At 73.1% G+C, this 26,161-nt stretch carries 26 protein-coding genes; 9 read left to right on the top strand and 17 right to left on the bottom strand.

The annotated features are described in order from the left end of the window. Positions 1–109: 109 nt before the first annotated feature. The 5 genes from ACGFW5_RS34020 to ACGFW5_RS34040 all read right to left on the bottom strand — a co-directional run bounded on the left by ACGFW5_RS34020 (position 110) and on the right by ACGFW5_RS34040 (position 5,209). Complete coding sequence (locus tag ACGFW5_RS34020; RefSeq protein WP_393838205.1) at positions 110–805, bottom strand: hypothetical protein; 696 nt, start codon at positions 803–805, stop codon at positions 110–112. A gap of 310 nt (positions 806–1,115) precedes the next feature. Further along, positions 1,116–1,598, bottom strand: a complete 483-nt coding sequence (locus ACGFW5_RS34025; RefSeq protein WP_393838206.1) for a hypothetical protein — start codon at positions 1,596–1,598, stop codon at positions 1,116–1,118. Position 1,599: 1 nt separating this feature from the next. Continuing rightward, positions 1,600–3,357 (bottom strand): hypothetical protein, encoded by a 1,758-nt coding sequence (locus ACGFW5_RS34030; protein WP_393838207.1) that lies wholly within the window; start codon positions 3,355–3,357, stop codon positions 1,600–1,602. Positions 3,358–3,743: 386 nt separating this feature from the next. Next, the gene (locus ACGFW5_RS34035; protein ID WP_393838208.1) at positions 3,744–4,928 is read right to left on the bottom strand and encodes a glutathionylspermidine synthase family protein; all 1,185 of its coding nucleotides are present in this window, start codon (positions 4,926–4,928) and stop codon (positions 3,744–3,746) included. 14 nt (positions 4,929–4,942) lie between these two features. Further along, complete coding sequence (locus ACGFW5_RS34040) at positions 4,943–5,209, bottom strand: hypothetical protein (protein WP_393838209.1); 267 nt, start codon at positions 5,207–5,209, stop codon at positions 4,943–4,945. Positions 5,210–5,364: 155 nt separating this feature from the next. On the opposite strand from ACGFW5_RS34040, the gene ACGFW5_RS34045 reads away from it, so the two are divergent. Further along, positions 5,365–6,234, top strand: a complete 870-nt coding sequence (locus ACGFW5_RS34045; RefSeq protein ID WP_393838229.1) for a hypothetical protein — start codon at positions 5,365–5,367, stop codon at positions 6,232–6,234. Positions 6,235–6,553: 319 nt separating this feature from the next. Here the strand turns inward: ACGFW5_RS34045 and ACGFW5_RS34050 are convergent, their stop codons facing one another. After that, complete coding sequence (locus ACGFW5_RS34050) at positions 6,554–7,972, bottom strand: PLP-dependent aminotransferase family protein (RefSeq protein ID WP_393838210.1); 1,419 nt, start codon at positions 7,970–7,972, stop codon at positions 6,554–6,556. A 47-nt stretch (positions 7,973–8,019) separates the two neighbouring features. Between ACGFW5_RS34050 and ACGFW5_RS34055 the strand changes: the two genes are divergently transcribed. From ACGFW5_RS34055 to ACGFW5_RS34065, 3 genes are read left to right on the top strand one after another with little or no spacing between them, the layout of a single operon-like run. Then, positions 8,020–8,517: a carboxymuconolactone decarboxylase family protein gene (locus ACGFW5_RS34055; RefSeq protein WP_393838211.1), complete on the top strand. Its 498-nt coding sequence runs from the start codon at positions 8,020–8,022 to the stop codon at positions 8,515–8,517. Continuing rightward, positions 8,514–8,999, top strand: a complete 486-nt coding sequence (locus ACGFW5_RS34060; protein ID WP_393838212.1) for a carboxymuconolactone decarboxylase family protein — start codon at positions 8,514–8,516, stop codon at positions 8,997–8,999. Before ACGFW5_RS34055 ends, ACGFW5_RS34060 begins: the two co-directional genes overlap by 4 nt. Further along, complete coding sequence (locus ACGFW5_RS34065; protein ID WP_393838213.1) at positions 8,987–9,715, top strand: isocitrate lyase/phosphoenolpyruvate mutase family protein; 729 nt, start codon at positions 8,987–8,989, stop codon at positions 9,713–9,715. The genes ACGFW5_RS34060 and ACGFW5_RS34065 overlap by 13 nt, the downstream gene beginning before the upstream one ends. 173 nt (positions 9,716–9,888) lie before the next feature. Here the strand turns inward: ACGFW5_RS34065 and ACGFW5_RS34070 are convergent, their stop codons facing one another. Together ACGFW5_RS34070 and ACGFW5_RS34075 are read right to left on the bottom strand one after the other, a co-directional pair. Continuing rightward, positions 9,889–10,395 carry a hypothetical protein gene (locus tag ACGFW5_RS34070; RefSeq protein ID WP_393838214.1) on the bottom strand — a complete coding sequence of 169 codons (507 nt, stop codon included), beginning with the start codon at positions 10,393–10,395 and terminating at the stop codon, positions 9,889–9,891. After that, positions 10,392–10,637, bottom strand: a complete 246-nt coding sequence (locus ACGFW5_RS34075) for a helix-turn-helix transcriptional regulator (RefSeq protein ID WP_393838215.1) — start codon at positions 10,635–10,637, stop codon at positions 10,392–10,394. Before ACGFW5_RS34075 ends, ACGFW5_RS34070 begins: the two co-directional genes overlap by 4 nt. Before the next feature lie 65 nt (positions 10,638–10,702). Between ACGFW5_RS34075 and ACGFW5_RS34080 the strand changes: the two genes are divergently transcribed. After that, a complete protein-coding gene (locus ACGFW5_RS34080) occupies positions 10,703–11,020 on the top strand; it encodes a hypothetical protein (protein ID WP_393838216.1) in 318 nt (105 codons plus the stop codon). A gap of 109 nt (positions 11,021–11,129) precedes the next feature. Here the strand turns inward: ACGFW5_RS34080 and ACGFW5_RS34085 are convergent, their stop codons facing one another. The 4 genes from ACGFW5_RS34085 to ACGFW5_RS34100 form a co-directional block, all read right to left on the bottom strand. Beyond that, positions 11,130–12,119: a malate dehydrogenase gene (locus ACGFW5_RS34085; RefSeq protein ID WP_393838217.1), complete on the bottom strand. Its 990-nt coding sequence runs from the start codon at positions 12,117–12,119 to the stop codon at positions 11,130–11,132. A 185-nt stretch (positions 12,120–12,304) separates the two neighbouring features. Further along, on the bottom strand, positions 12,305–13,357 hold the full coding sequence (locus tag ACGFW5_RS34090; protein ID WP_393838218.1) for a DUF2690 domain-containing protein: 1,053 nt from the start codon (positions 13,355–13,357) through the stop codon (positions 12,305–12,307). Between the two features lie 151 nt (positions 13,358–13,508). After that, positions 13,509–14,174: a response regulator gene (locus ACGFW5_RS34095; protein WP_393838219.1), complete on the bottom strand. Its 666-nt coding sequence runs from the start codon at positions 14,172–14,174 to the stop codon at positions 13,509–13,511. After that, positions 14,171–15,340, bottom strand: a complete 1,170-nt coding sequence (locus ACGFW5_RS34100; RefSeq protein ID WP_393838220.1) for a sensor histidine kinase — start codon at positions 15,338–15,340, stop codon at positions 14,171–14,173. Before ACGFW5_RS34100 ends, ACGFW5_RS34095 begins: the two co-directional genes overlap by 4 nt. A 266-nt stretch (positions 15,341–15,606) precedes the next feature. On the opposite strand from ACGFW5_RS34100, the gene ACGFW5_RS34105 reads away from it, so the two are divergent. Next, positions 15,607–15,963 (top strand): hypothetical protein, encoded by a 357-nt coding sequence (locus ACGFW5_RS34105; RefSeq protein WP_393838221.1) that lies wholly within the window; start codon positions 15,607–15,609, stop codon positions 15,961–15,963. 128 nt (positions 15,964–16,091) lie between these two features. Here ACGFW5_RS34105 and ACGFW5_RS34110 read toward each other — a convergent pair whose 3' ends face one another. Together ACGFW5_RS34110 and ACGFW5_RS34115 are read right to left on the bottom strand one after the other, a co-directional pair. Next, positions 16,092–16,628, bottom strand: a complete 537-nt coding sequence (locus ACGFW5_RS34110) for a DUF3017 domain-containing protein (RefSeq protein ID WP_393838222.1) — start codon at positions 16,626–16,628, stop codon at positions 16,092–16,094. Continuing rightward, positions 16,594–17,451, bottom strand: coding sequence for a bifunctional methylenetetrahydrofolate dehydrogenase/methenyltetrahydrofolate cyclohydrolase (locus ACGFW5_RS34115; RefSeq protein WP_393838223.1), 858 nt, complete (start codon positions 17,449–17,451; stop codon positions 16,594–16,596). Before ACGFW5_RS34115 ends, ACGFW5_RS34110 begins: the two co-directional genes overlap by 35 nt. A gap of 205 nt (positions 17,452–17,656) precedes the next feature. Here ACGFW5_RS34115 and ACGFW5_RS34120 point away from each other — a divergent pair, with 205 nt between their 5' ends. Further along, entirely contained in the window at positions 17,657–18,256 is a 600-nt protein-coding gene (locus tag ACGFW5_RS34120) for a hypothetical protein (protein WP_393838224.1), read from the top strand. A 106-nt stretch (positions 18,257–18,362) separates the two neighbouring features. On the opposite strand, the gene purH is transcribed toward ACGFW5_RS34120, so the two are convergent. Next, positions 18,363–20,006 carry a bifunctional phosphoribosylaminoimidazolecarboxamide formyltransferase/IMP cyclohydrolase gene (gene purH, locus ACGFW5_RS34125; RefSeq protein WP_393838225.1) on the bottom strand — a complete coding sequence of 548 codons (1,644 nt, stop codon included), beginning with the start codon at positions 20,004–20,006 and terminating at the stop codon, positions 18,363–18,365. Then, positions 19,933–20,568: a phosphoribosylglycinamide formyltransferase gene (gene purN, locus ACGFW5_RS34130; RefSeq protein ID WP_393838230.1), complete on the bottom strand. Its 636-nt coding sequence runs from the start codon at positions 20,566–20,568 to the stop codon at positions 19,933–19,935. The genes purH and purN overlap by 74 nt, the downstream gene beginning before the upstream one ends. A gap of 475 nt (positions 20,569–21,043) precedes the next feature. Between purN and ACGFW5_RS34135 the strand changes: the two genes are divergently transcribed. Next, entirely contained in the window at positions 21,044–21,946 is a 903-nt protein-coding gene (locus ACGFW5_RS34135; RefSeq protein ID WP_393838226.1) for a hypothetical protein, read from the top strand. A gap of 100 nt (positions 21,947–22,046) precedes the next feature. On the opposite strand, the gene ACGFW5_RS34140 is transcribed toward ACGFW5_RS34135, so the two are convergent. Then, the gene (locus tag ACGFW5_RS34140; RefSeq protein WP_393838227.1) at positions 22,047–23,780 is read right to left on the bottom strand and encodes a DUF6350 family protein; all 1,734 of its coding nucleotides are present in this window, start codon (positions 23,778–23,780) and stop codon (positions 22,047–22,049) included. Positions 23,781–23,943: 163 nt separating this feature from the next. Between ACGFW5_RS34140 and ACGFW5_RS34145 the strand changes: the two genes are divergently transcribed. Next, positions 23,944–26,025 carry a sigma factor-like helix-turn-helix DNA-binding protein gene (locus tag ACGFW5_RS34145; protein WP_393838228.1) on the top strand — a complete coding sequence of 694 codons (2,082 nt, stop codon included), beginning with the start codon at positions 23,944–23,946 and terminating at the stop codon, positions 26,023–26,025. The last annotated feature ends 136 nt before the right edge of the window (positions 26,026–26,161 follow it).

Consider the following 26,161-nt stretch of genomic DNA (forward strand, 5'->3'; position numbering starts at 1 on the left):
TGATAGCGGAGCTATCGGGGCGTTTCGGCAACGCCGCGAGGTGCCGTGCCAGGCGCCGCACCCCCGGCCATGATCCACCAGACACCCCCTAAGGCGCCCGGCAGGCCCGTCAACCAGCCGTCGGTGAGGGGCAGTTGGAGCCCACGCAGAAGACACTGAGCGAGGTCTTCAGGGTCTCCTCCTGCTCCGGCCAGGCCTCGGCGGGGGCCGCGGACAGGACGGCGTAGTGCTTGCCGCCGGGCGCCAGGAACGCGTAGTCCACCACCTGGCGCCGGTGGTGGAGCTCCTGGTTGTCGTAGGCGTACACCAGGCGTGCGACGGAACCCTGGATCCCGGGCACGGTCGCGTCGTCGGCCAGGCTGATCTCCTGGTACCCGGGATTGTTGCTCGCGAGCCGGCCCGAGGTCTGCTTCAGCGCGTCGTACGGGCTCAGACCCGCCTCGGAGACCGGATACACCTGGATCAGGCGGGTGTGGTCGGCGGAGTTGTAGAACACGCCCTTGTCGCCCTGGTCCTCACGGGTCCAGTCCTGGGGGACGTACAGCCTGAACCCCTGGGGATCCTGGGCGAGTCGGAACCCGGCGGGAACGGTGGCGCTCGGTGAGGGCGACGAAGACGGGGACGCCGTCGGGGACGGGCTGTCCTTGCCGTCGCCCGTACGGTCCGGGGCTCCGGACGACGTCCTGGACACGGACGGGGTGGCCACGGCCCCGCTGTGCCCGCCGCCGCCCCTGGCCAGCAGATAGCCGCCGCCCGCCGCGGCCACCGCCACGACGACCATCGCGACGACGACGGCGACGGGCACCCGTCGCGTGCGGGACGTTTCGGGAGGCTGCGGGGGGTCGAAGGAGGGTCCGCCGACGGGTTCGGAGTAGGGCCCGGGCGGGGGTGTCCGCGGGACTGGCGGGGGCGGCGCAGGGCTCATCGGCGGCGCCGGGGGCCCGGGGGGTCCCGGGGGCGGCTGGGATCCGGGGGGTCCCGGGGGCGCCTGGGATCCGGGAGGTCCCGGGGGCGGCGACGGGTTCGAGGGGGCCGGCGGAGCCTCCCGTACCGTCTCCCACTTCTGGGTCACCGCGTTCCAGCGGACCTCGCCCTTGCCGCCGCTCACCGGGGCCTCACCTTCCGATCAGGTCGTGGACGCGCTGGACCAGCGTCTCGCCGGATGCGAGCAGGCTCGTGAGGGAGGTGGCGCCCGCGAGGAGCCGGCCGAGGCGGGCGAGGCGGCCCGGCTCCGCGCGCCCTGCGGTGCGGATCTCGTCCTCGGTGTCGGCGAGTTCGCCGTCCAGGGCGCGGGTGCGGTCGTTGACCACGAGCTGTGCGAGCCCGGCCCTGAACGCGACGATGGCTTCCAGGAGTTGCCGGTGCGCCTCGTCGTCGGCGGCGCCCGCGTGATAGGTGCTGTGCACCGTGTTGTGGTCGCCGACCGAGACGGAGCCGGTCACCCCGCTGATCTGCACGGACCGCTGCGCCCGGTCCCGCCGCGCGGCATCCCGTCGGTCGGCTTCCCGCTGCGCGGCGTCCCGTCGGTCGGCGTCCTGTCGGTCGGCTTCCCGCCGTTCGGCGTCCCGCTGTGCGCTGTCGTCACCCGGCATGGTCATCTCAGCCCTCGTTCTTGACGATGTTGTTGTCGCCGACGCTGATCGCTCCCCGGGCGTTCTCGATCATGACGCCGCCCTGGGTGACGTTGACGATCTTCTGCTCGAACTGCCCGGTGTCGTACCCGGCTTCGTACAGGGCGCTGCGTACGCCGCTCGTCACCCGGTCCTCGATGGACTTCACATACCGCTGGCAGTCCATCGCCTGGAAGAGCGAGGAGTCGGGCGCGGCGGCCAGCTCGCGCACCGAGCACGCGGGACCGTCGGGCAGCGCCCGTCCGTACCCGCCGGTGAACTGGGCCCAGCCGGAACGGGCCGCCCGGCCGACGCCGAGCAGGGAGGCCATCAGCGAGCCCGGAGTCCGCCGCAGCGCCCAGGCCGCCTTGCCCAGCGGGGTGCGGCAGCGGAACGCGTGGGCGGTGCGGTCGGCGCGGAAGAAGTCCTCGCGCAGCGGCGGCAGGACATGCGGCGCGATCTCCAGGACCAGCATGCCGCCCTGGGTGTGGACGCGTACGAACACGGTGGTGACGACGTGTTCCTCCCAGCCGCCGACCCGGATCCGCAGGAAGTGCCGGCGCGCCTCGCCGCCCTCCTCAAGTGCCGCGGCCCGGTGCTGTTCGAAGTCGCCGTCGCGGTAGGGGGCTTGCGAGCGCGAGGGGAGCCCGTCGACGGGCAGGAAGACGTACTCGGCGACCTCCAGCTGGCGCAGCCGGTCGCGGACGGCGAGTGCCTGGGCCGGCACGGTCGGCGCGGGGACACGGAGCTGGGTGACCAGGGGCTCGACGATGCGCAGGATCTCGGCGTTGGTGATGTGTTCCGGGCTGCGCTCGCCCAGGGACTTCCGGGGGCGCAACTGGATGGAGACCGACCAGGGGTCGAGGGGGGCGCCCGCGCCCCGGAAGGGGGCGTCGGCGCGGTAGACCGCGAGCGGGGCGTGCTGCTCGGCGCGGATCATGGCGCTGAGCCGCTTGAGCCGTCCGTTGTCGTTGTTCTGGGCGGGGTCACCGGCGAAGTCCTGGAAGCCCTCGGGGGACAGTTCGCCCGCCATGATCCGGCAGGTCTGGAGGGTGCGCAGGAGGACGGCGACCGCGAGCACCGCGAAGCAGGCGAGTACTCCCCAGGCGTAGCCGCGGCCCGTTTCGACGAAGGCGCCGCCGCCGACGAGCCGGGCGGGGCCCGCGATGGACAGCGGGCCGGCGTCCGACAGGCTCCCGCCGGAGTCCCCGTACGCATCTGCGTAACTCCCGTAACCGGAAGGGTAGGTGTGCGACGCCGAGTCGTGGCCGCCGAACAGGGCCATCGTCTCGGCGACGGCGAACCAGGCCAGCATGACGCGGCCCCACCAGCGCGCGAGGAACGCGGGCACGGTGCGGTACCAGGGCGCGGTCCGGGCCGTTCCGCGAAGGAGCCGGGCCCCGCCGATCAGCAGGGACGCCGTCACGAACACGACCATGGCGTAGTGGACGAGGACCACGCTGATCACCCAGAGCGCCAGGATGCCGAGCGACCAGGCGAGTTCGAGGGTCCGGGCGCGCAGCGCGTGCGCGAGCACACGGGCCGCGTCGAAGCCGAGCGAGGGCGCGACGATCCGCTCCTCGTGGACGTACAGCTCGTCGATGACGGCGTCGCGGTACTCGGCATCGAGGTAGGTGCCGGCGGCCATCAGACGGGTCGCCTCGCTGAGTGACGGATGCACCGGCGGGAGCCCGCCGGGCCGCTGCCCGTCCGGTTGTGCCTGCCGCGGCACCTGGGCCTGCGTCATGTCCTGCTCCCCCGCAACGACGGGCGTACGCCGCATGCCCCGACCCGCATGGGCGGAAGGGGTGTTCCAGGGCGCCGCCGGCTGGACATGGTAGCGGCGCACCGCCTCCCGCGCCGCCCGTTCACACCCTCACCACGGCCCCGGGTGAGGCATCACGGCGGGGCAGAGGAGGCACGAAGGGGGCGCATGGCCGGCCGGGTGCCGGGCCGAGAGACCCCCGCGCCCGCACCCGTGCCGCACCTGCCGCACGGGCGTGAGGCGCGTGTGGCGCGCCGCACGGGCGTGACGCGCCTGTGCCGCGCCGCACGGGCGTGACGCGCCTGTGCCGCGCCGCACGGGCGTGAGGCACCTGTGGCGCGGGGGCGGGCGGTACGCGCCCGCGGCCCTCACCTGATCAGATGCGGCACGAACCTCGCGTACTCGTCCGTGACGAGCCCCGCGGACTCCCGGATGCCGAGCCCCGCCGCCTCGTCCTCCACGACCCACGCCCCCAGCACCACGTGGTTGCCGTCGAAGTCCGGCAGCGGCGCCAACTCCTGGTAGCAGCACGGCTCTTCGGGGCGCGGGGCCGGTCCGGAGCCGGGCGGGTGCAGGGTGACACCCGCCCCCTCGCGGCCGAGCAGCGGCTTCGCCACGTACCCCCGCCCGGTGGCGAGCTCGCGCGGCCCGTCCAGGTAGGCGGGGAGCAGGTGGGGGTGGCCGGGGTACAGCTCCCACAGCACCGCGAGGAGCGCCTTGTTGGAGAGCAGCATCTTCCACGCGGGCTCGATCCAGCATGTGGTCCCGGTGCCGCCGCCGTTGTCGAGCGTGTCGAGGACCTGCGGGCCGAACGCGTCCGACGCCAGCCACTCCCACGGGTACAGCTTGAAACAGGCCCGGATGAAGCGGAGCCGGTCGTCGACGAAACGGCCCGTGATGCTGTCCCAGCCGATCGACTCGACGGACAGCGCCTCCGTGTCGAGGCCGGCCTGCTCGGCGGTCTCGCGCAGATAGGCGACCGTCATGAGGTCTTCGCCGAGCTCGTCGCCGTCGGAGTGGGCGAAGTGCACGGGCCCCGGCGGCAGCAGCCGCGCCTGGCGCTTCCAGGCCGCGACGAGGCGTTCGTGCAGCGAGTTCCACTGGTCGGCGCCGGGGAAGCGGTCCTCCATCCAGAACCACTGCGCGCTCGCCGCCTCGACGAGCGAGGTGGGGGTGTCGGCGTTGTACTCCAGCAGCTTGGCGGGGCCCGAGCCGTCGTACCGCAGGTCGAACCGGCCGTAGAGGGAGGGGAGTTCGGCTCGTCTGCGCCACGATTCGGCGACCAGGTCGGCGAGGCGCCCGTCCATGATGCCGAGGTCCGCGAAGCGTCCCTTCGCCACGATGTGGGCGGCCGCCGCCAGACACATGGTGTGCAGTTCCTCGACGGTGTCCTCCAGCGCCTCGACCTCGGGCAGGGTGAAGGAGTAGTACGCGCTCTCGTCCCAGTAGGGGCGCAGCGAGTCGTCGGGGTAGCGGGTGAGCGGGTAGATCACGCCCTGTTCCTCGACGGTCCGCTGCCAGTCGGGGCGCGGTTGTATGTGATGCCGTTCCATGTCCCTGGTGCCGTTCAGCCGCCGTTTGAGCCGTCGTGGCCGAATCCGCCGCGCGAGACCCCTGACTTGTCGAAGGAGCCGCCGGAGACCTTGCCGCCGCGGCTCGACCCGCCGTAGTAGTACTGGCCGCTGCCGCCGCTCTTGCACTCGTACTTCGGCAGTTCCTTGTACGTGACCGGGTTGACGCACCGCTTGTCCGGCTCGTCGCTGCACGCGGTGAGCGTCGCGGCGAGCATTCCCATGCCGCCGAGCACCACCGTCGTGGACCTGAACCTGCGCATCGTCCGACCTCCCCCGTTTGTCCTGTCCCTGCCGAGGACTCTGCTGTGGGACGCGTTCCGGCCACACCCTAGTTCCCGGCCGCCGACGGGCCGCCCCCGGGCTTGTTCACCTTCCCCGCCGGGCCTGCGGCTACAGTCCCCCTGTGTTCCTCGGGATGATCTGCGCGCTGGCGTCCGCGCTCTGCTTCGGTACGGCCACCGTCCTCCAGGCCGCCGCGACGCGTGCCGCCGAGCCCGGCACGGGGGCGGGCGCCGGTTCCGGTGTCGATGCGGCGCTGCTGCTGCGTGCCGTGCGCCAGTGGCGCTACGTGGCGGGCCTCGCGCTGGACGGGCTCGGCTTCGTCTTCCAGGTGATCGCCCTGCGCTCGGTGCCGATCTACGCGGTGGGCGCGGCGCTAGCGGCCTCGCTCGCGGTGACGGCGGTGGTCGCGGCCCCCGTCCTGAAGGTCAGGCTCTCCGGTACGGAGTGGGCGGCGGTCGGCGTGGTCTGCGCGGGGCTCGCCCTGCTCGGCCTGTCGTCCGGCGCCGAGGGGGACGACGCGGGCCCCGCCTCCCTGCGCTGGTGGCTGCTCGGGGTGGCCGCCGCGGTGCTGGCCGCCGGAGGGCTCGGTGGCCGCTTGACGGGACGTGGGCGGGCCCTGGTGCTGGGGCTCGGGGCGGGCTGCGGATTCGGCGTGGTCGAGGTGGCGGTCCGGTTCATCGACGACCCCTTCGACCTGACCAACCCGGCCCTCTACGCCCTGCTGCTCGGCGGCGGCGCCGCGTTCCTGCTGCTCACCTCCGCCCTGTCGCGCGGCTCGGTCACCACCGCGACGGCGGGCATGGTCATCGGCGAGACCATCGGCCCGGCCCTGGTCGGCGTCGCCTGGCTCGGCGACCACACCCGCGCGGGGCTCGGCTGGTTGACCGTCACCGGTTTCGCCGTCGCGGTGGCGGGCGCGCTGGCCCTGGCCCGCTTCGGCGAGGCCCCGGAGTCCGGCACCGGGCCTACGCCCCAGGATTCCCCGGCACCGACGTCCCGGTAGGCCGGCGCCGGGTCGGGTCGGGCTTTCATGGCAGCGCCCTGCACAGCGCGTCGAGCGGGCCCGCTCAGCGCGTGGGTCGTAGGCGCCCGACCGGGTGAACTGCGCCAGGGTCAGCTGATCGAGCGCACCGCACGCCCGGTCCCCCGCCTTCCCCCGGCCCCCCGTAACCCGGAAACCGATCAAGGCCGACTGCACCAGCGCTCGCGCCCGCTTGGCGCCGCCGGGCTGCCAAAGCGCGCCTTACAGACCGGGCAACCCAGCTCCTGCTCATAACTCGCGTGCGAAGGAACCCCGTTCGGATGCGACCGAGCGGGGTCCTTCACGCCTCCACCACAGACAGAACCTGCAACAGGACCGCCAGCGTGCCCGCCCACCCCGAGTCGGGCGGCGTGCCGTAACCGACTACCAACGCGTCGCGGCCCGGCGGGAGTTGGGGGTTGCGGAAGTGAGCGAGGCCTTCCAGGGCGAGGCCCTGCCAGGCGGCGCCCTGGACGACGGAGCGCTCGGTGCCGGGCGGGAGCTCGACCAGCGCGTGCAGCCCGGCGGCGATGCCGCTGACCCGCACCTGCGGCACCCGCTCGGCCAGCGCGGCCACCAGCTGGTCGCGGCGGCGCCGGTAACGCAGCCGCATGCCGCGCACATGACGGTCGTAGGCGCCCGACCGGATGAACTGCGCCAGGGTCAGCTGATCGAGCGCGCCGCACGCCCAGTCCCCCGCCTTCGCCCGGCCCACCTCGTCGACGAGGTGTTCGGGCAGCACCATCCAGCCGAGCCGCAGGCCGGGCGCCAGGGACTTGCTCGCGGTGCCGATGTAGACGACGTGCTCGGGGTCCAGTCCCTGGAGCGCGCCGACCGGCTGGCGGTCGTAGCGGAACTCCCCGTCGTAGTCGTCCTCCACGATCAGGCCGCCGGTGGTGCGGGCCCAGTCGACAGCGGCCGCGCGCCGGTCCGGCGGCAGCGGCAGCCCGACGGGGAACTGGTGCGCGGGGGTCATGAGCACCGCTCCCGCCCCCTTCAGCTCCCCCAACTCCTCGGTGCGGGTGCCCCGTTCGTCCAGGGAGAGCGGGGGTGTGCGCAGCCCCGCCCCGGTCAGCACCTTCCGGTGGAAGTCGAGACCGTACGACTCGACCGCCACCTCCCGCACCCGCCGGGCCCGCAGGACCGTGGCCATCAGCATCAGGCCGTGCAGGAATCCCGCGCACACCACGATGCGGTCCGGCGAGGCGTACACACCGCGGGCCCGGGCCAGATAGTCGGCGAGCGCCGTGCGCAGCTCGACCCGGCCGCGCGGATCGCCCAGCCCGAACGCCTCGTGCGGCGCCTCGGTGATCGCGTGGCGGGCCGCCTTGAGCCAGTCGGCGCGCGGAAAGGAGGCGAGGTCGGGCGAGCCCGCCATCAGGCTGTAGGTGGGCTTGCGGCGGGTGGGCAGGCGGGGGGCGTGGCTGCGGTCCTGCCGGGCCTGCGCCCGCTGGGCCACCCGTGTGCCGGAGCCCTGGCGCGCGGTGAGCCAGCCCTCGGCGACCAGCTCGGCGTAGGCGTCGGCGACGGTGTTGCGGGCGATGCCGAGGTCGGCGGCGAGGGTGCGCGAGGAGGGCAGCCGGGTGCCGGGCGCGAGCCGTCCGCCGCGCACGGCTTCGCGCAGCGCGTCCATGAGGCCCGAGCGCAGGCCCGCGCCGCCCACCTCGATGTGCAGGTCGACGCCGAGGGTCTCCGGAGAAGTGGCCCAGGATTTCACCATGGAAATGGACCATACCGGTGTGCCACGTGCCGCGTACGGTCGAATCCATGAGCACGAACCGCACCACCGCTTACGCACCCGAGCAGCCTGCGCGCCTCCAGTGGGCCAAGGCGGCCCCCGAGGTCTACAAGGCCATGATCAAGCTGACCGCCGCCGCCGAGCAGGGCCTCGATCCGGTGATCGCCGAGCTGGTCAAGATCCGCGCCTCGCAGCTCAACCACTGCGCCTTCTGCCTGGACATGCACACCAAGGACGCGCTGGCGGCGGGCGAGTCGGTGGAGCGGATCATGCAGCTCAGCGCCTGGGAGGAGTCCGCGCACTTCTACACCGCGAAGGAGCTCGCGGCGCTCGCGCTGGCCGAGGCGATCACCGTCCTCACCGACGGCTTCGTTCCGGACGAGGTGTACGAGAGCGCGGCGCGGCACTTCGACGAGACCGAGCTGGCGCACCTCGTCTCCACCATCACCATGATCAACGCCTGGAACCGCTTCGGCGTGACCGCCCGCGCCACGGCGGGCCACTACAAGCCCGGCATGTACAAGTGAGCGCGCAGGCACGGGAGTTCCAGGTTCCCGAGCGGGTCTACCGGAGCCTGGCCGGCCTCTCCGCCGCCGCCAAGCGGGGCCTGGGCGACCCGGTGCTCGCCGAACTGGTGATGATCCGCGCGTCGCAGCTCAACCACTGCGCCTACTGCCTCGACATGCACGTCGGCGTCGCCCGCAAGGGCGGCGAGTCCGAGGAACGGCTCGCTCTCATCGGCGCGTGGGAGGAGACGGGCGACCTCTTCACGGCACGCGAGCGGGCCGCCCTAGCCCTCACCGAGGCGGTCACCGTCCTCACTGGCGCCACCTCGCGGGCACAGTCCCGCCCGGGCTTCGTGCCGGACGCCGTGTACGAGAGCGCAGCCGAACACTTCACCGAAGCCGAACTCGCCCATCTGATCGCGGCGATCACCGTCATCAACAGCTGGAACCGCCTGATGGTGACCCGCCGCACGGCACCAGGAGAGACCGCATGGCACAGCTGACCCACGTCGCCGCCTTCCGCGCCCTGCACCAGGGCCGCGCCGCCGGCGATCCACTGATCCTGCCGGGCCCCTGGGACGCGGCCAGCGCCCGGGTCTTCGAGGAGGCCGGTTTCCCGGCCCTGGCCACGCCGAGCGCGGGGGTCTCGGCGTCGCTGGGGTACGAGGACGGGTCGACCCCGGCGGACGAGATGTTCGCCGCCGTCGCCCGGATCGTCCGGTCCGTCTCGATCCCGGTGTCGGCGGACATCGAGGGCGGATACGGGCTCGCCCCCAAGGAGCTGGTGGACCGGCTCCTGGAGACGGGCGCGGTCGGCTGCAACCTGGAGGACTCCGCCGACCGGGTCCTGAAGGACATGGACCGGCACGCCGACTGGCTGGCCGAGGTACGGGCCGAGGCGGGCGAGCGGATCTTCATCAACGCCCGCGTCGACACCTACCTGCGCGGCGTGCCCGAGCCGGCCGCGGCCATCGCGCGGGCACGGGCGTACGTGGCGGCGGGCGCGGACGGCGTCTATCCGTTCGCCGCGCCGCCCGAGCACCTGCCCGAGATCGCCGCGGCCGTGCCGGTGCCGGTCAACATGGCGGCCCTGCCCGACGCGCCGTCGCCGCGCCGCCTGGGCGAACTGGGCGCGGGGCGCGTCACGTTCGGCCCCGGACTGCACAAGCGCGCGACGCACGCGCTGCGGGACATCGCCCGCGAGGTGCGCGAGCTGTAACCGGAGCACGTACGCGGGCGGCGCCCCGGCCCGAACGCCAGAACACCATACGCAGGCGGCTCCCCGGCCCGAACGCCGGACCACCATACGCAGGCGGCACCTCGGCCTGAGCGCCGGGGCGCCGCCCTTCCGCGTCCCCGCCTGGAACGGCTCCCCGTTATCGCCCGCCCCCCCTACTCCTCGGCCGGCTCGTCCCTGACCCGCAGGCCCGCCACCCACATCGGCATCAGCCAGTGCGTGACCAGGGCGCCGAGCAGCACCGGCAGGGTCAGCGCCGTCAGGTCCCCGCCGCCGAGTCCGTACCCGCCGACCGCCACGACGGTGGCGAGCAGCAGCGCGGTGGTGATGCGGTGGGCGCGCGCCAGGACCTCACTGCGCTCCCCGCGCTGACGTTCGTCCAGGGCCCGGCGGCGCAGTTCGAGGAGGCCGCGCGTGGCGGCGTTGATGGCGCCGGTGGCGGTGCACCACGGCAGCAGCAGGGCGGCCATCGCCCAGACCCCGGCCTTCGAGCCGTCGGCGATCGCGGCGAACCAGGCGGTCACGAAAGCGCCGGTCAGCACGGCGTGGACGCCGACCAGGACCCGCCTTCGCCCCTCGGTCGCGTACAACCGCGCCCCCACGCGGCGGTTCATGGTCGTGTACATCCACCGGTCGTAGCGCGTCAGTCGCGCGTCGCTCACTGGTTCCTCCCGTAGGCCTCGTCGGTGAGCGGGCGGAACGGCGTCAGGGAGAACAGCGCCTCCACCGGGAGCCCGAAGTACTCCGCGATCTTCAGCGCCAGGTCGAGACTCGGGTTGTACTGCCCGCGCTCGATGTAGCCGATGGTCTGGTAGTGGGCACCCACCGCCTCGGCCAGGCTCTGCCGCGACACCTTGCGTTCGGCACGCACCATCGCCAGCCTGTTGTGCACCTGCTCACTCATGTATAAGAAGTACTACATTGATGAGCAGGAACACAACGCACCAACACAACGATCGGGGTGGGCGCATGTTTGGCCGCAGGGAACTCTCAGTCCTGGCGCTGCGCGACGGGGACGACATCACGCGGGAGCTGCGGGAGGCGCTGGCGGGCGCGGGGGAGGCGGAACGACCGGGCCTTGAGGCGGCGTTGCGGATCGCCGAGCGGGCGGCGGCCCGGCCCGACCGCGAGCTGCTGGGGCGCTGGACGCGCGAACAGCGGGCGTCGGTGGGATACACCGGGCCGGACGACGATTCGGTGTACGCCATCAAGGCGCTGCGCCGGGCGAGGCCGGAGCTCAGCCTGCTCGCCGCCGTACAGCTGACGCGGGACGCCGTGCGCGACTAGGGGGTGTCTGGTGGGTGCCGGCTCGCGGGGCCCGGCCGAGAACGGGCGAAGCCCCGGCAGTGGCTGCCGGGGCTTCGTCACGGGTGTCTCAACGGGCGTGCCGCTGGGCTCAGATGAGGCCGAGCTCGCGGACCGCGTCGCGCTCCTCAGTGAGCTCCTTGACGGAGGCGTCGATGCGCTTGCGGGAGAACTCGTTGATGTCCAGGCCCTGGACGATCGAGTACTGGCCGTCCTTCACCGTGACCGGGAAGGAGGAGATGATGCCCTCGGGGACGCCGTAGGAGCCGTCCGACGGGATGCCCATCGAGGTCCAGTCGCCCTCGGCGGTGCCGTTGACCCAGGTGTGCACGTGGTCGATGGCGGCGTTGGCGGCCGAGGCGGCCGAGGACGCGCCACGGGCCTCGATGATCGCCGCGCCGCGCTTGGCGACGGTCGGGATGAACTCGTCGGCCAGCCACTGCTCGTCATTGACGACCTCGGCGGCGTTCTTGCCGGCGATCTCCGCGTGGAAGATGTCCGGGTACTGGGTCGCCGAGTGGTTGCCCCAGATGGTCAGGCGCTTGATGTCGGAGACCGTGGTGCCGGTCTTCTTCGCCAGCTGCGAGATCGCCCGGTTGTGGTCGAGGCGGGTCATCGCGGTGAAGCGCTCGGCCGGCACGTCCGGGGCGGAGGCCTGCGCGATGAGCGCGTTGGTGTTGGCCGGGTTGCCGACGACGAGGACCTTGATGTCGTCCGCGGCGTTGTCGTTGATGGCCTTGCCCTGCGGCTTGAAGATGCCGCCGTTGGCGGAGAGCAGGTCGCCGCGCTCCATGCCCTTGGTACGGGGGCGGGCGCCGACGAGCAGGGCCACGTTGGCGCCGTCGAAGGCGACATTGGCGTCGTCGGTGATCTCGATGCCGCGCAGCAGCGGGAAGGCGCAGTCGTCGAGCTCCATGGCGGTGCCCTCGGCGGCCTTCAGGGCCGGGGTGATCTCCAGGAGGCGCAGGTTGACCGGCACGTCCGGGCCGAGCAGGTGACCGGAGGCGATGCGGAAGAGCAGCGCGTAGCCGATCTGGCCGGCCGCGCCGGTGACGGTGACATTCACGGGAGTGCGGGTCATGGCGATCTCCGTAAGAAACAGCAGGTGGTGGGGGGTTGCCCCTGGCTTCCGGGCACCCCGTAAACGCCGGCAACCTGACGTGCGACCGTCTGAATCTTGACGTGAAGAGATGTCCAGCGGTCAGGCTATCCGACCCGGGGAGTTCTACACCCCCGCCGCCCTGTGGGACGCCTCACGCTGATCGATCATCGGCCGATTGTGGCCGTTCCGGCCGCACAGCCGCTCGTTCCGTTCTTGAGCGTGGCGCATGCTCGCGCGGCCGCGGGCCCGTCGACGGCGAGCATCGTCGTGTACGTGTCGCGGTGGGCGTCGGACACCAGCGCCTCCCGGGCCGCGGCGCCCGCGGCGATCCGCACCCGGTCGCCGGGGGCCGCCTGCCTGAGCCGGGCCCAGGCCGCGCCGCACGTCCTGCTGTAGCGCACCTCGACCACCGTGACGCCGACCTTGGCACTGCCCACCGTCCGTGCCAACTGGTCGGTGCAGCGCATCAGTTCGGGGTCCTTGCCGGTGCACGAGGCGCCCGCACACTTCACCCCGGCGGGCAGCACGGCCACCGGGGCGGCGGAACGCTGGGGCGTCGGGGCCGCCGGGGCCGTCGAGCGCAGGGGCGTCGGTGCGGCCCGCGGCTTGTGGTCGCCGCCGCCGATGTCGGTCAGGAGGACGGCCGCGGTGATGACGAGCAGCGCGCCGACGACCCCGGCCAGGAACAGCAGGACGCGGTGGGCCGAATGCCCCAGCCGCGCGGGCGCGGCATTCGGCGACGGCGACGGCGACGACGACGGGGACTCCGGGGTCCGCCGCGGTTGCCCCGGCTGCCGCGGTCGCCCCGGCCGCGGTCGCCCCGCGAGTCCCGGGGAGGCCGACGGGGTGCGCGCCCCACCGGGCCGGGCGGCCGGGGCGGGCTCGCCGGGCGTGGCGCGCGCCCGGTCGGCCCGCAAGCCTTGCCCGGTGCGGTCGTGTCGTTGCTCGGAACGGCTCCATGCCCGCTCGGCCGGCTCCCACATGGCGGCGAGCTGGACCGGGTTCGCGCCGGTGGCCTCGGCGAGCGCGAGGACCGCGGATTTCGGGGCGAGCAGCCGGCCGCTCAGATACCGCTCCCACGACGTCCTGCTGTACCCGGTACGGTCGGCGAGCGCCGCGACGCCGAGCCCGCTGCGGTCCACCAGCCTGCGCAGATGGCCCGCGAACTCCCGTACCTGCGGGTCGAGTTCGTCCGGCAGCGCCTTCCAGCGAGGCATGGCTTCCCCCCATAGTCGTCGCTCAGTCGACACTCAGTCGACGCCCGGTCATCGCTTCCCCCGGCGCGCCCGGCACGCACGGATTCAGGATGGCAGTTCCGGGGGTGGTGCGCAGCGGCGCGCGAAAAGGGGCGCAGGGAGCGGCGGGCGTTCAGGGGCGGGTGCCTCCGGGGGTGACAAGACCGCTCTCGTACGCCACGACCACGGCCTGGGCCCTGCTGTCCAGGTCCAGTTTGCTCATGGCGCGGTTGAGGTGGGTCTTGACCGTGGCCTCGCTGATGAAGAGCCGGTCGGCGATGTCCTGGTTGGACATGCCGCACCCGGTCAGCCGCAGCACCTCGGTCTCGCGGGTGGTGAGGGCGTCGAGTGCGGCCGTCGGTCCCGCTTGGGGCCTGCGGGCGAAGGCCTCGACGAGGCGGCGGGTGACGCTGGGCGCGAAGAGCCCGTCGCCGCCGCCGACCGCGGCGACCGCGGCCAGCAGCCGCTCCGGCCCCGAGTCCTTGAGCAGAAATCCGCAGGCTCCGGCGCGCAGCGCGCGGTACACGTACTCGTCGAGGTCGAACGTGGTCAGGACGAGGACGCGCGGCGCCGGGTCGGTGGCCTCGGCCAGGATGCGCTCGGTGGCCTCGATGCCGGTCATGCCCGGCATCCGGATGTCCATGAGGATCACATCGGGGCGGGTCGCGGCCGCCTGGCGCACCGCTTCGGCGCCGTCACCGGCCTCCCCCACCACCTCGATCCCGGGGGCGGCCCTCAGCAGCCCGACCAGTCCGGCTCGGATGAGGAACTGGTCGTCGACGACGAGCACCCTGGTCATCCCGATGCGTCTTCTTCCCCCGGAGCCACCCCTGCGGAGGTCGGCAGGGTCAGGTTCACGGCGAACCCGCCTCCGCTCCGCGGGCCGACGCTGACCGACCCGCCGTAGAGCTTGGCCCGCTCCCGCATGCCAATCAAGCCGTGGCCGCCCCCGGCCCGCACTCTGTCCTGAATCACCTCCTGCCCTCCGTCACGCTCGGCGCCGTTGATGACGGAAACCACCAACTGGTGGTGTTTGTAGAGGAGTTGTACCTCGGTCCGGGCGCCTTGGGCGTGTTTGAGTACGTTGGTGAGCGCCTCCTGCACCACGCGGTAGGCGCACAGCTCGACGCCGGGCGGCAGCGGGCGCGCGGCGCCGAGGGTGCGCAGGGTGACGTGCACACCGGCGGCCCGGATCCGTTCGACCAGCTCCGCCACGCGGTCGAGCCCCGGCATCGGGGCGCCCGGCGCCTCGTCCCCGCTCTCGCGCAGCACCTGGAGCATCCGGCGCAGTTCCTCAAGGCCTTCGGCGCTGGTGCCGGAGATGGTGGAGAGCGCGGCGCGCGCGGTGGACGGGTCGGACTCGAAGACGAACCCGGCGAGCCCGGCCTGTACGGAGATCACCGACATGTGGTGCGCCACCACGTCGTGCAGTTCGCGTGCGATCCGCCCGCGTTCCGCGACGACCTCGCGCCGGGCGCGGTCCGCCTGTTCCTGGCGCAGCCGCCGGGCGAGTTCGGTGGAGCGGCGGGCGATCGCGCCGAACCGGATGAGCACCAGCGGGAAGACCAGGCCCTGCACGACGACGGAGGCCATGGAGCCCCGGCCGGGCGCGGCCGCCCCCGCGTAGCACCAGCAGCCGGCCATCAGCACCGCGCACGCCACCGCGGTGCGCAGACGCTCGACGGAGGCGACCGTGTAGAGGGAGAGCATCGGACCGAAGGTGTCCACCACGGGCCAGTAGCCGCCCGCGACGAAGACCGCGAACACCAGGTGCGTCCAGAGGAGCACGGCCAGCGGCGCTCTGACCCGTACCGCGAGCGGCAGTTCTCCGAGCACCACCAGCGCGTATCCCCAGCCGTCGAGGGGCCGCCAGCCCTGCTGCCCCGACTCCCGGCCGACGACCAGCGCGGCGCAGGTCAGGGCCACCGCGATGGCGGCGTCGGTGAGCTGGGGGCGGATGCGCATCGGCGCAGCGTAACCCCGGCCGCGCAGGGCGGCGTCAACCAACCGTTGTACCGCGCCAGTTGGAGATGCGGGGGGCCTACTGCCCTGGTCGTGGCGGGAGTTCAACCCGGTGCGGGACGACCCCAACACCCGTACGCCCGTAGCTTCTTGGTCCAGCAGCACCGCGGCGCCGCAGGACCACCGGCACCGCGCGAACGCGCTCCACGGGCCACACCGGGGGACCCAACGGGGGGACCCGGCCCGTGAGCGGGAAGGAAACCGACCCGATGAACATACGCAAGCGCCTCGCCCTGTCCGCCGCCGTCGTGGCAGTCGGCACCGGCCTGGCCTTCGCCCCGACGGCCTCGGCCGCCCCGCGGTCCGCCGCAGCGGGCTGTTCCTACCCTTACGTCTGCTTCTACAAGGGCGCCACGAAGACGGGTTCGTTCAAGGACGTCACCAGTGGCTGGCAGAACCTGGGGAGCAGCAAGGGCGCCACCAGCATGGTGAACACGCGCCACGACGACGTCGTGTACACGCACTTCACCAACGGCAAGACCTACTGCACGAGCCCCGGCGTAACGACGGCCTTCAACTCCTGGGTCGTCGACAAGGTGCGCATCAGCTCGTCGTCCAGCTGCTGAGCACCATCCAGCACGGCGGCCCGCACTCACCCGGGGGAGAGTGCGGGCCGCCCGCCGTCGCGCGGCCTCAGCGCACGGCGAGGTGGACGTCGCCCCCCAAGGACGCGCGGCCTCAAGGACGCCCGGCCTCAGCGCACGGTGAAGTGGACGGCGTCCTCAAGGAACGGCACGTTCAGCCACGGGCGGGGCTGGGCCATCAGGGCGAGCAGCACGATGGCGACGCCCAGCACTCCGTACGTGGAGATGTCGGTGAAGCGGGACCTGACGGCGAGCATGCCGACCGACGGCAGCGCCCAGCGCAGCGCGGCGCCCGCCACGAGAGCGGCGCCGATGATGACGAGCCCGACCCGGAAGGCCGCACCGAACGGTTCGACCGCCACCATGAGGAGCCCGAGGCCGACCGCGACGAGCACACACAGCAGCGGCCACTGGCGGGCGGGGGCCGGCGCGTCGCCGCCGGCGGCGCGACCGCCGCCCTCGGGGCGCGCCGTGTCCCGGGTGACGGACGGGGGCCGCCGCGAACCGCGGGCACGAAAGCGCGCGCCGGGGCCGCCCTTCGCGGGCGCGGACTCCGCGTCCTTGGACGGCTCGTGACTCGTAGCAGCACCCATGGGGTCAGGCCCTTTCGTGTCAGCCCGCGGCGGCGAGCTCGGCCGCTTCGACAACGTTGACGAGCAGTTGCGCGCGGGTCATCGGGCCCACACCGCCCGGGTTCGGCGAGAGCCAGGCCGCGACCTCGGCGACGCCGGGGTGCACATCGCCGACGATCTTGCCGGTCTCGTCCCGGCTGACGCCGACGTCGAGCACGGCCGCGCCGGGCTTCACGTCCTCCGGCTTGATGAGGTGGGGAACACCGGCCGCCGCGATGATGATGTCGGCCTGCTTCAGGTGCTTCGACAGGTCGCGGGTGCCGGTGTGGCACTGGGTGACCGTCGCGTTCTCGGAGCGGCGGGTCAGCAGCAGCGGCATGGAGCGCCCGATGGTGACGCCGCGTCCGACGACGACGACCTCGGCGCCGTTGATCTCCACACCGTGTTGGCGGAGCAGCCGGATGATGCCGTACGGGGTGCAGGGCAGCGGGCCCGGCTCGTTGAGGACGAGACGGCCCAGGCTCGTCGGGTGCAGCCCGTCGGCGTCCTTCGCCGGGTCCATCAGGGCCAGGACACGGTTCTCGTCGATGCCCTTGGGCAGCGGCAGCTGGACGATGTAGCCGGTGCACTCGGGGTTGTCGTTGAGCTCCCGCACCACCGCCTCGATCTCGTCCTGCGTCGCGGTCGCGGGCAGCTCGCGCTGGATGGAGGCGATGCCGACCTGGGCGCAGTCGCGGTGCTTGCCCGCGACGTACTTCTGGCTGCCGGGGTCCTCCCCGACGAGCACGGTCCCCAGACCGGGAGTGATGCCCCGCTCCTTCAGGGCCGCCACGCGGACGGCCAGTTCGGACTTGATCGCTGCGGCGGTGGCCTTGCCATCGAGAATCTGGGCGGTCATGTTTCCCATTCTTTCAGGGCGACACGTGATCGCCCAAGTTGCACTTGCACAACACATCCAGCATCCGGCTGGACAAACTTATGTCTTATTTAGAACGATGATCCGCGCAGTGCCGCGGGCAGTGCCGGGGGGCGATCCGCTCAGAACAGCCATCCCTCCGCTCGGGCCGCGTCGTCCCCGCACAACCAACGGAGGAAAGCCCGTCATGAGCTTCGGCGACCCGAACAACCCCTACGGGCAGCAGCCCCAGCAGGGCGCCAACCCGTACGGCCAGCAGCCGGGCGGCCAGCCCGGCTACGGCTACCCGCAGGGCCAGCAGGCGCCGCAGCAGGGCTACGGGTACCCGCAGCAGCAGCAGTACGGCGGTGCCCCCATGGGCCCGCAGACCATGCCCGGAACCGTCTCCGCGGCCCGCGTGATGCTGTGGGTCATCGCAGGCCTTCAGGTCATCGGCGTCGTCCTGATGCTGATAGCGGCCGCCAGCGTGAGCGCCGCCAAGAACGACGCCCAGCTGAAGGACGACGTCCAGTTCCAGCAGCTGGCCGACTACTCCAGCGGCGCGCTGTACGCCATCGCCGCCTTCGCGGTGGCCTGGCTCGTTTTCGCCATCGTGCTCGCCGTGAAGTTCGGCAAGGGCGCCAACGGACTCCGCGTCACGACGATGGTTTTCGCCATCGTGACCGCGGTGCTCGGCATCTACCCGTTCGTCGTGGTCGGGCTGATCCACACCGTACTGGCCGTCCTGATCGCCGTGTTCGTCGGCAAGGACAGCGGCGCCCAGTGGTTCAAGCGCCCGCGCTACTGAGCCGGTGAGCCCGGGACCGCCAGGTTCCGGACGCTGACCACGAGGGCCGCATCCCGTACGGGGCGCGGCCCTTCGTGTTCCCGAGCTCACCCGGGCTCACCGGAACTCAGTGGAAGAAGTGCCGGGTGCCGGTGAAGTACATCGTCACGCCGGCCTTCTTCGCCGCCTCGACGACCAGTTCGTCACGGACCGAACCGCCGGGCTGGACCACGGCCTTGACCCCGGCGTCCGCCAGGATCTCGAAGCCGTCGGGGAACGGGAAGAACGCGTCGGACGCGGCGTACGAGCCCCGCGCGCGCTCCTTTCCGGCCCGCTCCACCGCGAGCTTCGCGGAGTCGACCCGGTTGACCTGACCCATGCCCACGCCGACCGAGGCGCCGTCCTTGGCGAGCAGGATCGCGTTGGACTTGACGGCGCGGCAGGCGATCCAGGCGAAGGCGAGTTCCTTCAACTCGGCCTCGCTCAGCGCCTCACCGCTCGCCAGCGTCCAGTTCGCGGGGTCGTCGCCCTCGGCCTGGAAGACGTCGGTCTGCTGGAGCACCGCGCCGCCGGAGACCGCCTTGAGGTCGCCGGGCTGGTGCGGGGCGCCGTCCACCTTGAGCACCCGGATGTTCTTCTTGCGGGCCAGCACCTCGACCGCGCCGTCCTCGTAGCCCGGGGCCGCGATGACCTCGGTGAAGATCTCGGCGACCTGCTCGGCCATCGCCACCGTCACCGGCCGGTTGACGGCGATGACGCCGCCGAACGCGGACAGCGGGTCGCACTCGTGCGCCTTGCGGTGCGCGGCGGCGAGGTCGGCGTCGACGGCGATGCCGCACGGGTTGGCGTGCTTGATGATGGCGACGCAGGGGTCCTCGTGGTCATAGGCGGCGCGCCGCGCGGCCTCGGTGTCCACATAGTTGTTGAAGGACATCTCCTTGCCGTGCAGCTGCTCGGCGTTGGCGAGCCCGCCGGGCTGACCGTCCATGTAGAGGGCCGCGGCCTGGTGCGGGTTCTCGCCGTAGCGCAGCGTCGACTTGCGCTCCCAGGTGGCGCCGATGAACTCGGGCAGCGGGGCCGCGTTCCCCCCGGTCTCCTCGGGCGCGTACACATTGGTCATCCAGGAGGCGACGGCCACGTCGTAGGCGGCCGTGTGCTGGAACGCCTCGGCGGCCAGGCGCTTGCGGGCGGTCAGGTCGAAGCCGCCGTTCTTGACGGCATCGAGCACGGCCGCGTAGCGCGCCGGGCTGGTGACCACGGCCACCGACGGGTGGTTCTTGGCGGCGGCGCGGACCATCGAGGGGCCGCCGATGTCGATCTGCTCCACGCACGCGTCGGGGCTCGCGCCGGAGGCGACGGTCTCCTTGAACGGGTACAGGTTGACCACGACCAGCTCGAAGGGGCGCACCCCGAGCTCGTCGAGCTGCGCCCGGTGCGCGTCGAGGCGCAGGTCGGCGAGGATGCCGGCGTGCACCTTGGGGTGCAGGGTCTTGACCCGGCCGTCAAGACACTCGGGGAACCCGGTGAGCTCTTCGACCTTGGTGACGGGCACCCCTGCGGCGGCGATCTTCGCGGCGGTCGACCCGGTGGACACCAGCTCGACGCCGGCGGCGTGCAGGCCCTGCGCCAGCTCCTCCAGACCCGTCTTGTCGTAGACGCTGACCAGCGCCCGCCGGATGGGCTTGACGGTGTCCGTGTTAACCGAGTTCACCGATCTGAACCTTTCGTCCCTCAATGCGGTAGCCGTTACGGGCCAAGCGCCCCACGACATCGACGAGCAGCGCGCGCTCGACTTCCTTGATCCGCTCGTGCAGAGCGGTTTCATCGTCCTCGTCCCGGATCTCGACCACGCCCTGGGCGATGATCGGGCCGGTGTCGACGCCGTCGTCGACGAAGTGGACGGTGCACCCGGTGACCCTGGCGCCATACGCGAGAGCGTCGCGAACGCCGTGGGCTCCGGGAAAACTGGGCAGCAGCGCGGGGTGGGTGTTGACCACACGCCCGCCGAACCGGGCGAGGAATTCCCTGCCCACGATCTTCATGAACCCGGCCGAGACGATCAGGTCGGGTGCGTACGCCCCGGCGGCGGCGGCCAGCGCCGCGTCCCACTGCGCGCGCGAACCGTGGTCCTTGACCCGGCACACGAAGGTCGGGATCCCGGCCCGCTCGGCGCGCTCAAGGCCGACGATGGCGTCCCGGTCGGCGCCTACGGCCACGATCTCGGCGCCGTACCCGTCGGGATCGGCGGCGATGGCGTCGAGCAGGGCCTGCAAATTCGTACCGGACCCGGACACGAGCACGACAAGCCGGGCGGGACGCGCCTTTTCGGGCAGGATTTCGTCAGGAGAGGCGGACGCGGAGGGGGGCGGGGAGGCCACAGCGGGGCTCTTTCTCGCGGTCGTACGTCTTTGTATGGTCGTACGAACGAATCGTGCCCCTCGATACGGGGAACTCTACGAAAGCGCCGACCGTCAGCAACGATACCGGCACACCGGACGGCCCCCACGGGACGGGGGCCGGACCGCCAGGTAGCGTCTGGGAGGACGCCGTGGGACGAGACCTGTCTCACGTGCAGGGGACCGGGAACGGACCCGGAAGCGAACCGGAAACGGGACCGGGAACGACGCCGGGCACGGGACCGGGAACGGGACCGGGAACGAGACCGGGCTCCTCACGTGTTCGACTTACGTGACGTCGGCCTGCTGACGTGCCTGACGTCATCGACGTACTTGTTTCACTTACATGCGAGATGTGACCCTCCCTGGCCCGACCGGCCGGTAGCGGGTCCGAGGGGAAGACGTTCACCAGATGCCGGACCGACGCCACCAGCTGTTCGCAGCCCGCCAGTCCTCCTCCCCCGGCTCCCCGCATTCGACGGACCCGGAGGACTCGGGCCCGCAGGGCACGGGGAACGGCAGCGGAGCGGACCCCGCCGACGACAACCCCTTCGCCCCGCCGCCCGAGGGCCGGCCCGACCAGCCGTGGCGGCCGCGCCATCCGACGCCGGGTGACGGCGGCCACCAGGGCGGCCAGGGCTCGCCCTGGGGCAGCCAGTGGAGCAACCAGCAGCCCGGCCGCGCGCCCGGCGGGTTCGGGCAGCGCCCGGAGCGGCCCGAGGGCGGCCCCGGCAAGAACCCGCCGCCCGCGCCGGGACTGCGCTGGGACCCCACGGACCCGGCGCAGCGCCGGGCCCGCTACGCCCTGCTGTCCGGCATGTGGGCGTTCTTCTTCGCCCTGTTCGACATGCCGGAGATCGCGCTGCTGCTGGGGGCGCTCGGTCTGTACTGGGCGATCAGCGCCCTGCGCGCGAAGCCGAAGCCGAAGCCGGCGCAGGAGCCGGCCGCCGGGTCCGGTGCGGGTGCCGGTGTGGGAGTGGGTGCCGGTGGGGGTACTGGTGCGGGTCCCGGGGCGGGTACGGGTGCCGGTGCGGGTGCCTTCGCCGCCGCTCCGTCCGCACCCCAGCACGCTCCCCGGCCCGTCCCTGGGGCCACGCCCCGGCCCGCGCCGGGCAAGCAGCAGGTGACGGCGGCGGTGACCGGCCTTGTCACGGCTGTTCTCGCGCTGATGGTGGTGGCGTCGAGCTTCACGATGCAGATCGTGTACCGCGACTACTACAGCTGCGTGGACGACGCCCTGACCAAGACGGGCCAGCTCTCCTGCAACGACCTCCTGCCGGAGAAGCTGGTCCCGCTGTTCGGTGTGAAGGAGTAGAGCTCGGGCGAAGTACCGGGCGAGGTCGAGGGCGCACCCCGGCGCGGTACCGGCCTGGCGCCGGCTGTCGGATCGCCCGGTCACCTAGCCGCCCGGTCAGCTAGTCCCCGGAGGGTCGCGCCGTCGGTTCCTCCTCGTGCGGCTCGGGTTCCGGGGCGCCGGGCGGGGGCGGCGGGGGCTCGACGCCTCCTGCCGGGGGCAGCATCCCGGTCGGGGAGGCGTTTGGGGGCGGGGGGACGTTTTCGGGCGCAAGGACGTTTTCGGGCGCAGGGACGCTGCCGCGCGGGGGAATGTCCGCCATCAGGCCGCCCGACGCCTCCTTGAGCGCCGCCCAGCGGGCCTCCCGAGCCCCGTCCTCGTGCCACAGGCCGCCGTCGCCCACCGGCAGGAAGTCGTACGGCTCGTAGTCGTCCCGGTCGGCCCCCGCCGCCGCATCCGACGACGGCCGGCCCGTCGCATCGCGCCATGGCCGCCACGAGAACACCCCGGCGATCCGGGCCCGCGGCGCCGCCCCCAGGGACGCCTGCGGCGGCTTCGGCTCCGCCGAATCCCGCGCCGAAACCCGCGCCGAGACCCGTCGGGTCCGCCAGGCCCGCAGAAGCACCGCGCCGGGCACCCCCACGAACGCCGTCCACAGCAGGGCCGCGCCCCCGGCACGCCACCAGACCGGGCCGAGCGAGGCGAGGGCCCCGCTGCCCAGCGGCCCGCCCGCGAGGACGGCGAGTGCGGCTAGGGCGCAGCCGCACAGGACCGCGCCGTACAGGGCGTTCCGCGCGGTCTCCCTGCGCCCCCACCCCTCGGCCACGGCCGCCCGCGCGGTGAACCGGGCCAGGACGAGACCGGCCGCGAGCGGCACCCCGGCCGCCGCCCAGTTCCACCACGTGCCGTGGCCGCCCGACGGCACCGCCGCGAGCAGCGGGAAGTGCGGAAGCACCGGGGTGCCCGTCACGCCGAGCGGGCTCGCCACCGTCCCCGTACCGGCGGCGAAGCCGGGCCCCAGCCCGTACGCCGCGCCCCACACCGCGGCGTTCGGCACCAGGGCGAGGGCGAGCAGCAGGACCGCGAACCGTCCCGACCAGTCCTCGGCGAGCCGCAGGAACGCGTCCTCGGCCACGCCGATGTGCCAGGCGAGTCCGGCCGCCGCGAGCAGCGCCCCGCCACCGCACAGGGTCGCGACTCCGGCCCCCGCGGCGCGTGCCGCGGCGCTCGTACGGACGTCCAGAAGGGCAGTGCGCACGCGCGCCGGAACCCGGCCGGGCAGCGGCCCGAGCGGGCGGCCGTGCCCGGTCCAGACTCCGGCGGCGGTCGCGAGCACCACCGTGAGCGGCAGGTGCAGCGCGGCGCCGAGCGGGTCGGCGGGGAGCGGGCCGGCGGACGCGTACAGCACGGTGGCGCTCGCGATCACCAGATAGCCGCAGGTCACACCTCCGAACACGGCCCACCCGGAGGGCAGCTGCGCGGTGTGCTCGGCTCCGTACGTCTCGTCGTCGCCCGGCATCAGCGCATCGCGCGCGGTGCGGTGGGCGAGCCAGACGGGCAGCGCCGTCAGAAGCAGCGGAACGATCCCGACCGGGGCGGGTGTGCCGGTCAGCGTCTCGGGTCTGACCAGCTGGGCTCCATGGGCGAGCAGCCAGAGCGAGGCCGCCGTGCGCAGGGCGCCGCCGGGTCCGCTGTCCGGGTACGGAGAGCTGATCCACAGCACCATCACGAGCACGGCGAGGGCGCCGAGCCCGAGCCCCGCCGCGATCGCGCCGCGCAGAAAACAGGTGGCGAGCACGGAGGAGCGCGCCGGGGCGGAAAGCAACGGAAGGCTGCGATCGGTCACTTGGGTCACGCGGCCATGCTGCCAACGACACGCGCTTTCTCCGCGTAATAGGCGAATGACCGATGTGTCGCCCAATATACGGTTATGTACTTTTCATCCGGGTCATTTCCAGCCGCCTCGTCCCGGGTGCACGAGCCGACACGGCCTTCGCGAAGAGTCCTGGGAGCCCTTCATGACACAGAGCACGGCCGGTACCGGTGAAACCGATGCCATGTCCCCCTTGCCCACCCCCAAGGAACGGCGCCGTCTGCGCGAGGCGAAGTCGCTGAGCGAGGCGCAGGTCGCCGCGGCCGTCGGCGTCACCCCGGCGACCGTGCGCTCCTGGGAGACCGGGCGTACGGCGCCGCGCGGGCGCAGGCGCGCCATCTACGCGCGGCTGCTCGCCACCTTCGAGGCGGAGGCGAAGGCGGCAGCCGGAGACCGTCCTGGCGCGGGCGGCGGCCCCAGGACGGAATGGACGGAACGTTCCGCCGACGGCAGCAGGTCCAAGACGGGCCTCCCCCGCGAGGGCAGTGGGCTCAAGACGAACCGTTCCGCCGACGGTAGCAGCAGCCCCAAGACGAACCGTTCCGCCGACGGCAGCAGCCCCAGGACGGACCACCCCCGGGCGGCCGTCCGCGGCCCGAAGAACGACCGCCCCGGCGAAGGCGACGGAGCGCTGACGGGCCGTCCCGCCGAAGGCAACGAACCGCCGACGGACCGTCCCCGCGAAGACGATGAACCGCTGACCACTCGCCCCGCCAAAGGGAAGAAACAGCCGACCGCCCGCCCCGGCGAACGCAACGAACCACTGACCGACCGCCCCGCCGTGGACGACGAACCGCCGACCGACCGCCCCGGCGACGGCGACGGCGAGGGCGGCGGCGAGCCGAAGACGGGTCGCCAGGGCGCCCCGGCCCGCGTCCAGACGGCGAGTTCGGCCAAGCCGCCCGCGAAGCCGCACGTGGTGCACACCCGGCCCAAGCCGGCCGCCGACGGAGCCTCCCCCCAGCCGTCGAGGCCCGGGGGACGGACCGCAAAGCCCTCCGCGTCGCCGCATCCGCGCGCCGACCACCCCGCGCCCGCCCCCCACTCCGAGGCTGCCCCCACCGGCCCCACCAGCCCCACAGGCCCCGCCGCCCCCACCGCCTTCACCGTGCCCGAACCCGCGAGGGAAGCGCTCAAGTCGGGCACGCTGAGCGATGCGGGGGCACTGACGAGGGGCGGCGTAGGCGTTCTTCCGGAGCGGCAGCGGCCACGGGAGGGCGGTCAGCAGGCCGACGCCCCGGCGGGCAAACCCCGGGCGGGCGGCGCGCCCCGGTCCGGCGCCGGGCCCGCGACGCTCACCTCGCCCGCTCCCGACGCTCCCGACGCGCCGCGGCCCGCCCCGCACCCCGAGCCCGACCCCGTGCAGCACAGCGCACCGCAGCCGGCCGTCCGCGAAGGGCTCACCCCGGCCGAGGCGTTCGACGCGCTGTACGCCGCCACCGCGCCCGCGCTCGCCCAGCAGGCCTATCTGCTCACCGGGCGCACCCGGCTCGCGAGGGAGTCGGTGCAGCGCGCCTTCCATCTGGCCTGGGAGAACTGGCCCGAGGTGGCCACCGACCGGGATCCGGCGGGCTGGGTGCGGACAGCGGCGTACGAGTACGCGATGGCCCCCTGGCACCGCTTCCGGCGCACCCACAAGCACCCCGACCGGCCGCCGGTCGAGTCCGAACGCCGGGCCCTGCTCGACGCGCTGCTCGAACTGCCGCCCGTGTACCGGCGCACGGTACTGCTCTATGACGGGCTCGGCCTCGACCTGCCGGAGACGGCGGCCGAGACGCAGGCAAGCACACCGGCCGCCGCGAGCCGCGTGCTTCACGCGCGGTCCGCCCTCGTGGACCGGGTGCCCGCCGCGGCCGGCGCCAAGAACCCGCAGGCCCTCTCGTCGGTGCTGCGCGACCGCATCACCGATCTCGCGCTCGCCGGGCCGCCCTCCTGCGTCACCGCGCTGCCGTCGGCGCCGGTCGTACGCACCGGGAGCGAGCGGCGGCGCCGGTTCTGGACCCGGGCCGCGATCGCGTTCACCGCGCTGATCGTGGGAGCGACGGCCTTCACCGTCGTCACGGTGCCGCACCACCACGTGCGGCCGGTCCCGCTCGGCGAACGGGTCGGCGGTGTGCCCCTCACCAGCGGCCCGCAGCAGCTGACGGCCGAAGACATCGAACTGCGCGACAAGCTGCGGAAGGAACCCGCCCGCGGCCCTTACCGCCTGGTCGTGGACATCCGCTGACGGAACCCGGCCCCGGCACGCACGAGGGCCCGCACCCCGAGCTTGGGCTCTAGGAGTCGTCGCAACACCCCAGCCCAGGGGATGCGATGGACTTCAAAGTCCGGGACCGGTCCGTTGTCCAGGGGCGCCGTCCCTT

The sequence above is a fragment of the Streptomyces sp. NPDC048416 genome (genome assembly GCF_043200435.1).
Lineage (GTDB): Bacteria > Actinomycetota > Actinomycetes > Streptomycetales > Streptomycetaceae > Streptomyces.

What these genes read in the sequence shown, in the direction of transcription:
- ACGFW5_RS34050 (WP_393838210.1), bottom strand. Translation starts at nt 7,972, where the DNA reads ATGGTGAAATCCTGGGCCACTTCTCCGGAGACCCTCGGCGTCGACCTG.
- ACGFW5_RS34100 (WP_393838220.1), bottom strand. Translation starts at nt 15,340, where the DNA reads ATGCGCATCCGCCCCCAGCTCACCGACGCCGCCATCGCGGTGGCCCTG.
- ACGFW5_RS34120 (WP_393838224.1), top strand. Translation starts at nt 17,657, where the DNA reads ATGAGCTTCGGCGACCCGAACAACCCCTACGGGCAGCAGCCCCAGCAG.
- ACGFW5_RS34085 (WP_393838217.1), bottom strand. Translation starts at nt 12,119, where the DNA reads ATGACCCGCACTCCCGTGAATGTCACCGTCACCGGCGCGGCCGGCCAG.
- ACGFW5_RS34090 (WP_393838218.1), bottom strand. Translation starts at nt 13,357, where the DNA reads ATGCCTCGCTGGAAGGCGCTGCCGGACGAACTCGACCCGCAGGTACGG.
- ACGFW5_RS34045 (WP_393838229.1), top strand. Translation starts at nt 5,365, where the DNA reads ATGATCTGCGCGCTGGCGTCCGCGCTCTGCTTCGGTACGGCCACCGTC.
- ACGFW5_RS34035 (WP_393838208.1), bottom strand. Translation starts at nt 4,928, where the DNA reads ATGGAACGGCATCACATACAACCGCGCCCCGACTGGCAGCGGACCGTC.
- ACGFW5_RS34065 (WP_393838213.1), top strand. Translation starts at nt 8,987, where the DNA reads ATGGCACAGCTGACCCACGTCGCCGCCTTCCGCGCCCTGCACCAGGGC.
- ACGFW5_RS34105 (WP_393838221.1), top strand. Translation starts at nt 15,607, where the DNA reads ATGAACATACGCAAGCGCCTCGCCCTGTCCGCCGCCGTCGTGGCAGTC.
- ACGFW5_RS34030 (WP_393838207.1), bottom strand. Translation starts at nt 3,357, where the DNA reads ATGACGCAGGCCCAGGTGCCGCGGCAGGCACAACCGGACGGGCAGCGG.
- ACGFW5_RS34055 (WP_393838211.1), top strand. Translation starts at nt 8,020, where the DNA reads ATGAGCACGAACCGCACCACCGCTTACGCACCCGAGCAGCCTGCGCGC.
- ACGFW5_RS34075 (WP_393838215.1), bottom strand. Translation starts at nt 10,637, where the DNA reads ATGAGTGAGCAGGTGCACAACAGGCTGGCGATGGTGCGTGCCGAACGC.
- ACGFW5_RS34115 (WP_393838223.1), bottom strand. Translation starts at nt 17,451, where the DNA reads ATGACCGCCCAGATTCTCGATGGCAAGGCCACCGCCGCAGCGATCAAG.
- ACGFW5_RS34025 (WP_393838206.1), bottom strand. Translation starts at nt 1,598, where the DNA reads ATGACCATGCCGGGTGACGACAGCGCACAGCGGGACGCCGAACGGCGG.
- ACGFW5_RS34145 (WP_393838228.1), top strand. Translation starts at nt 23,944, where the DNA reads ATGACACAGAGCACGGCCGGTACCGGTGAAACCGATGCCATGTCCCCC.
- purH (WP_393838225.1), bottom strand. Translation starts at nt 20,006, where the DNA reads ATGTCGTGGGGCGCTTGGCCCGTAACGGCTACCGCATTGAGGGACGAA.
- ACGFW5_RS34135 (WP_393838226.1), top strand. Translation starts at nt 21,044, where the DNA reads ATGCCGGACCGACGCCACCAGCTGTTCGCAGCCCGCCAGTCCTCCTCC.
- ACGFW5_RS34080 (WP_393838216.1), top strand. Translation starts at nt 10,703, where the DNA reads ATGTTTGGCCGCAGGGAACTCTCAGTCCTGGCGCTGCGCGACGGGGAC.
- ACGFW5_RS34095 (WP_393838219.1), bottom strand. Translation starts at nt 14,174, where the DNA reads ATGACCAGGGTGCTCGTCGTCGACGACCAGTTCCTCATCCGAGCCGGA.
- ACGFW5_RS34040 (WP_393838209.1), bottom strand. Translation starts at nt 5,209, where the DNA reads ATGCGCAGGTTCAGGTCCACGACGGTGGTGCTCGGCGGCATGGGAATG.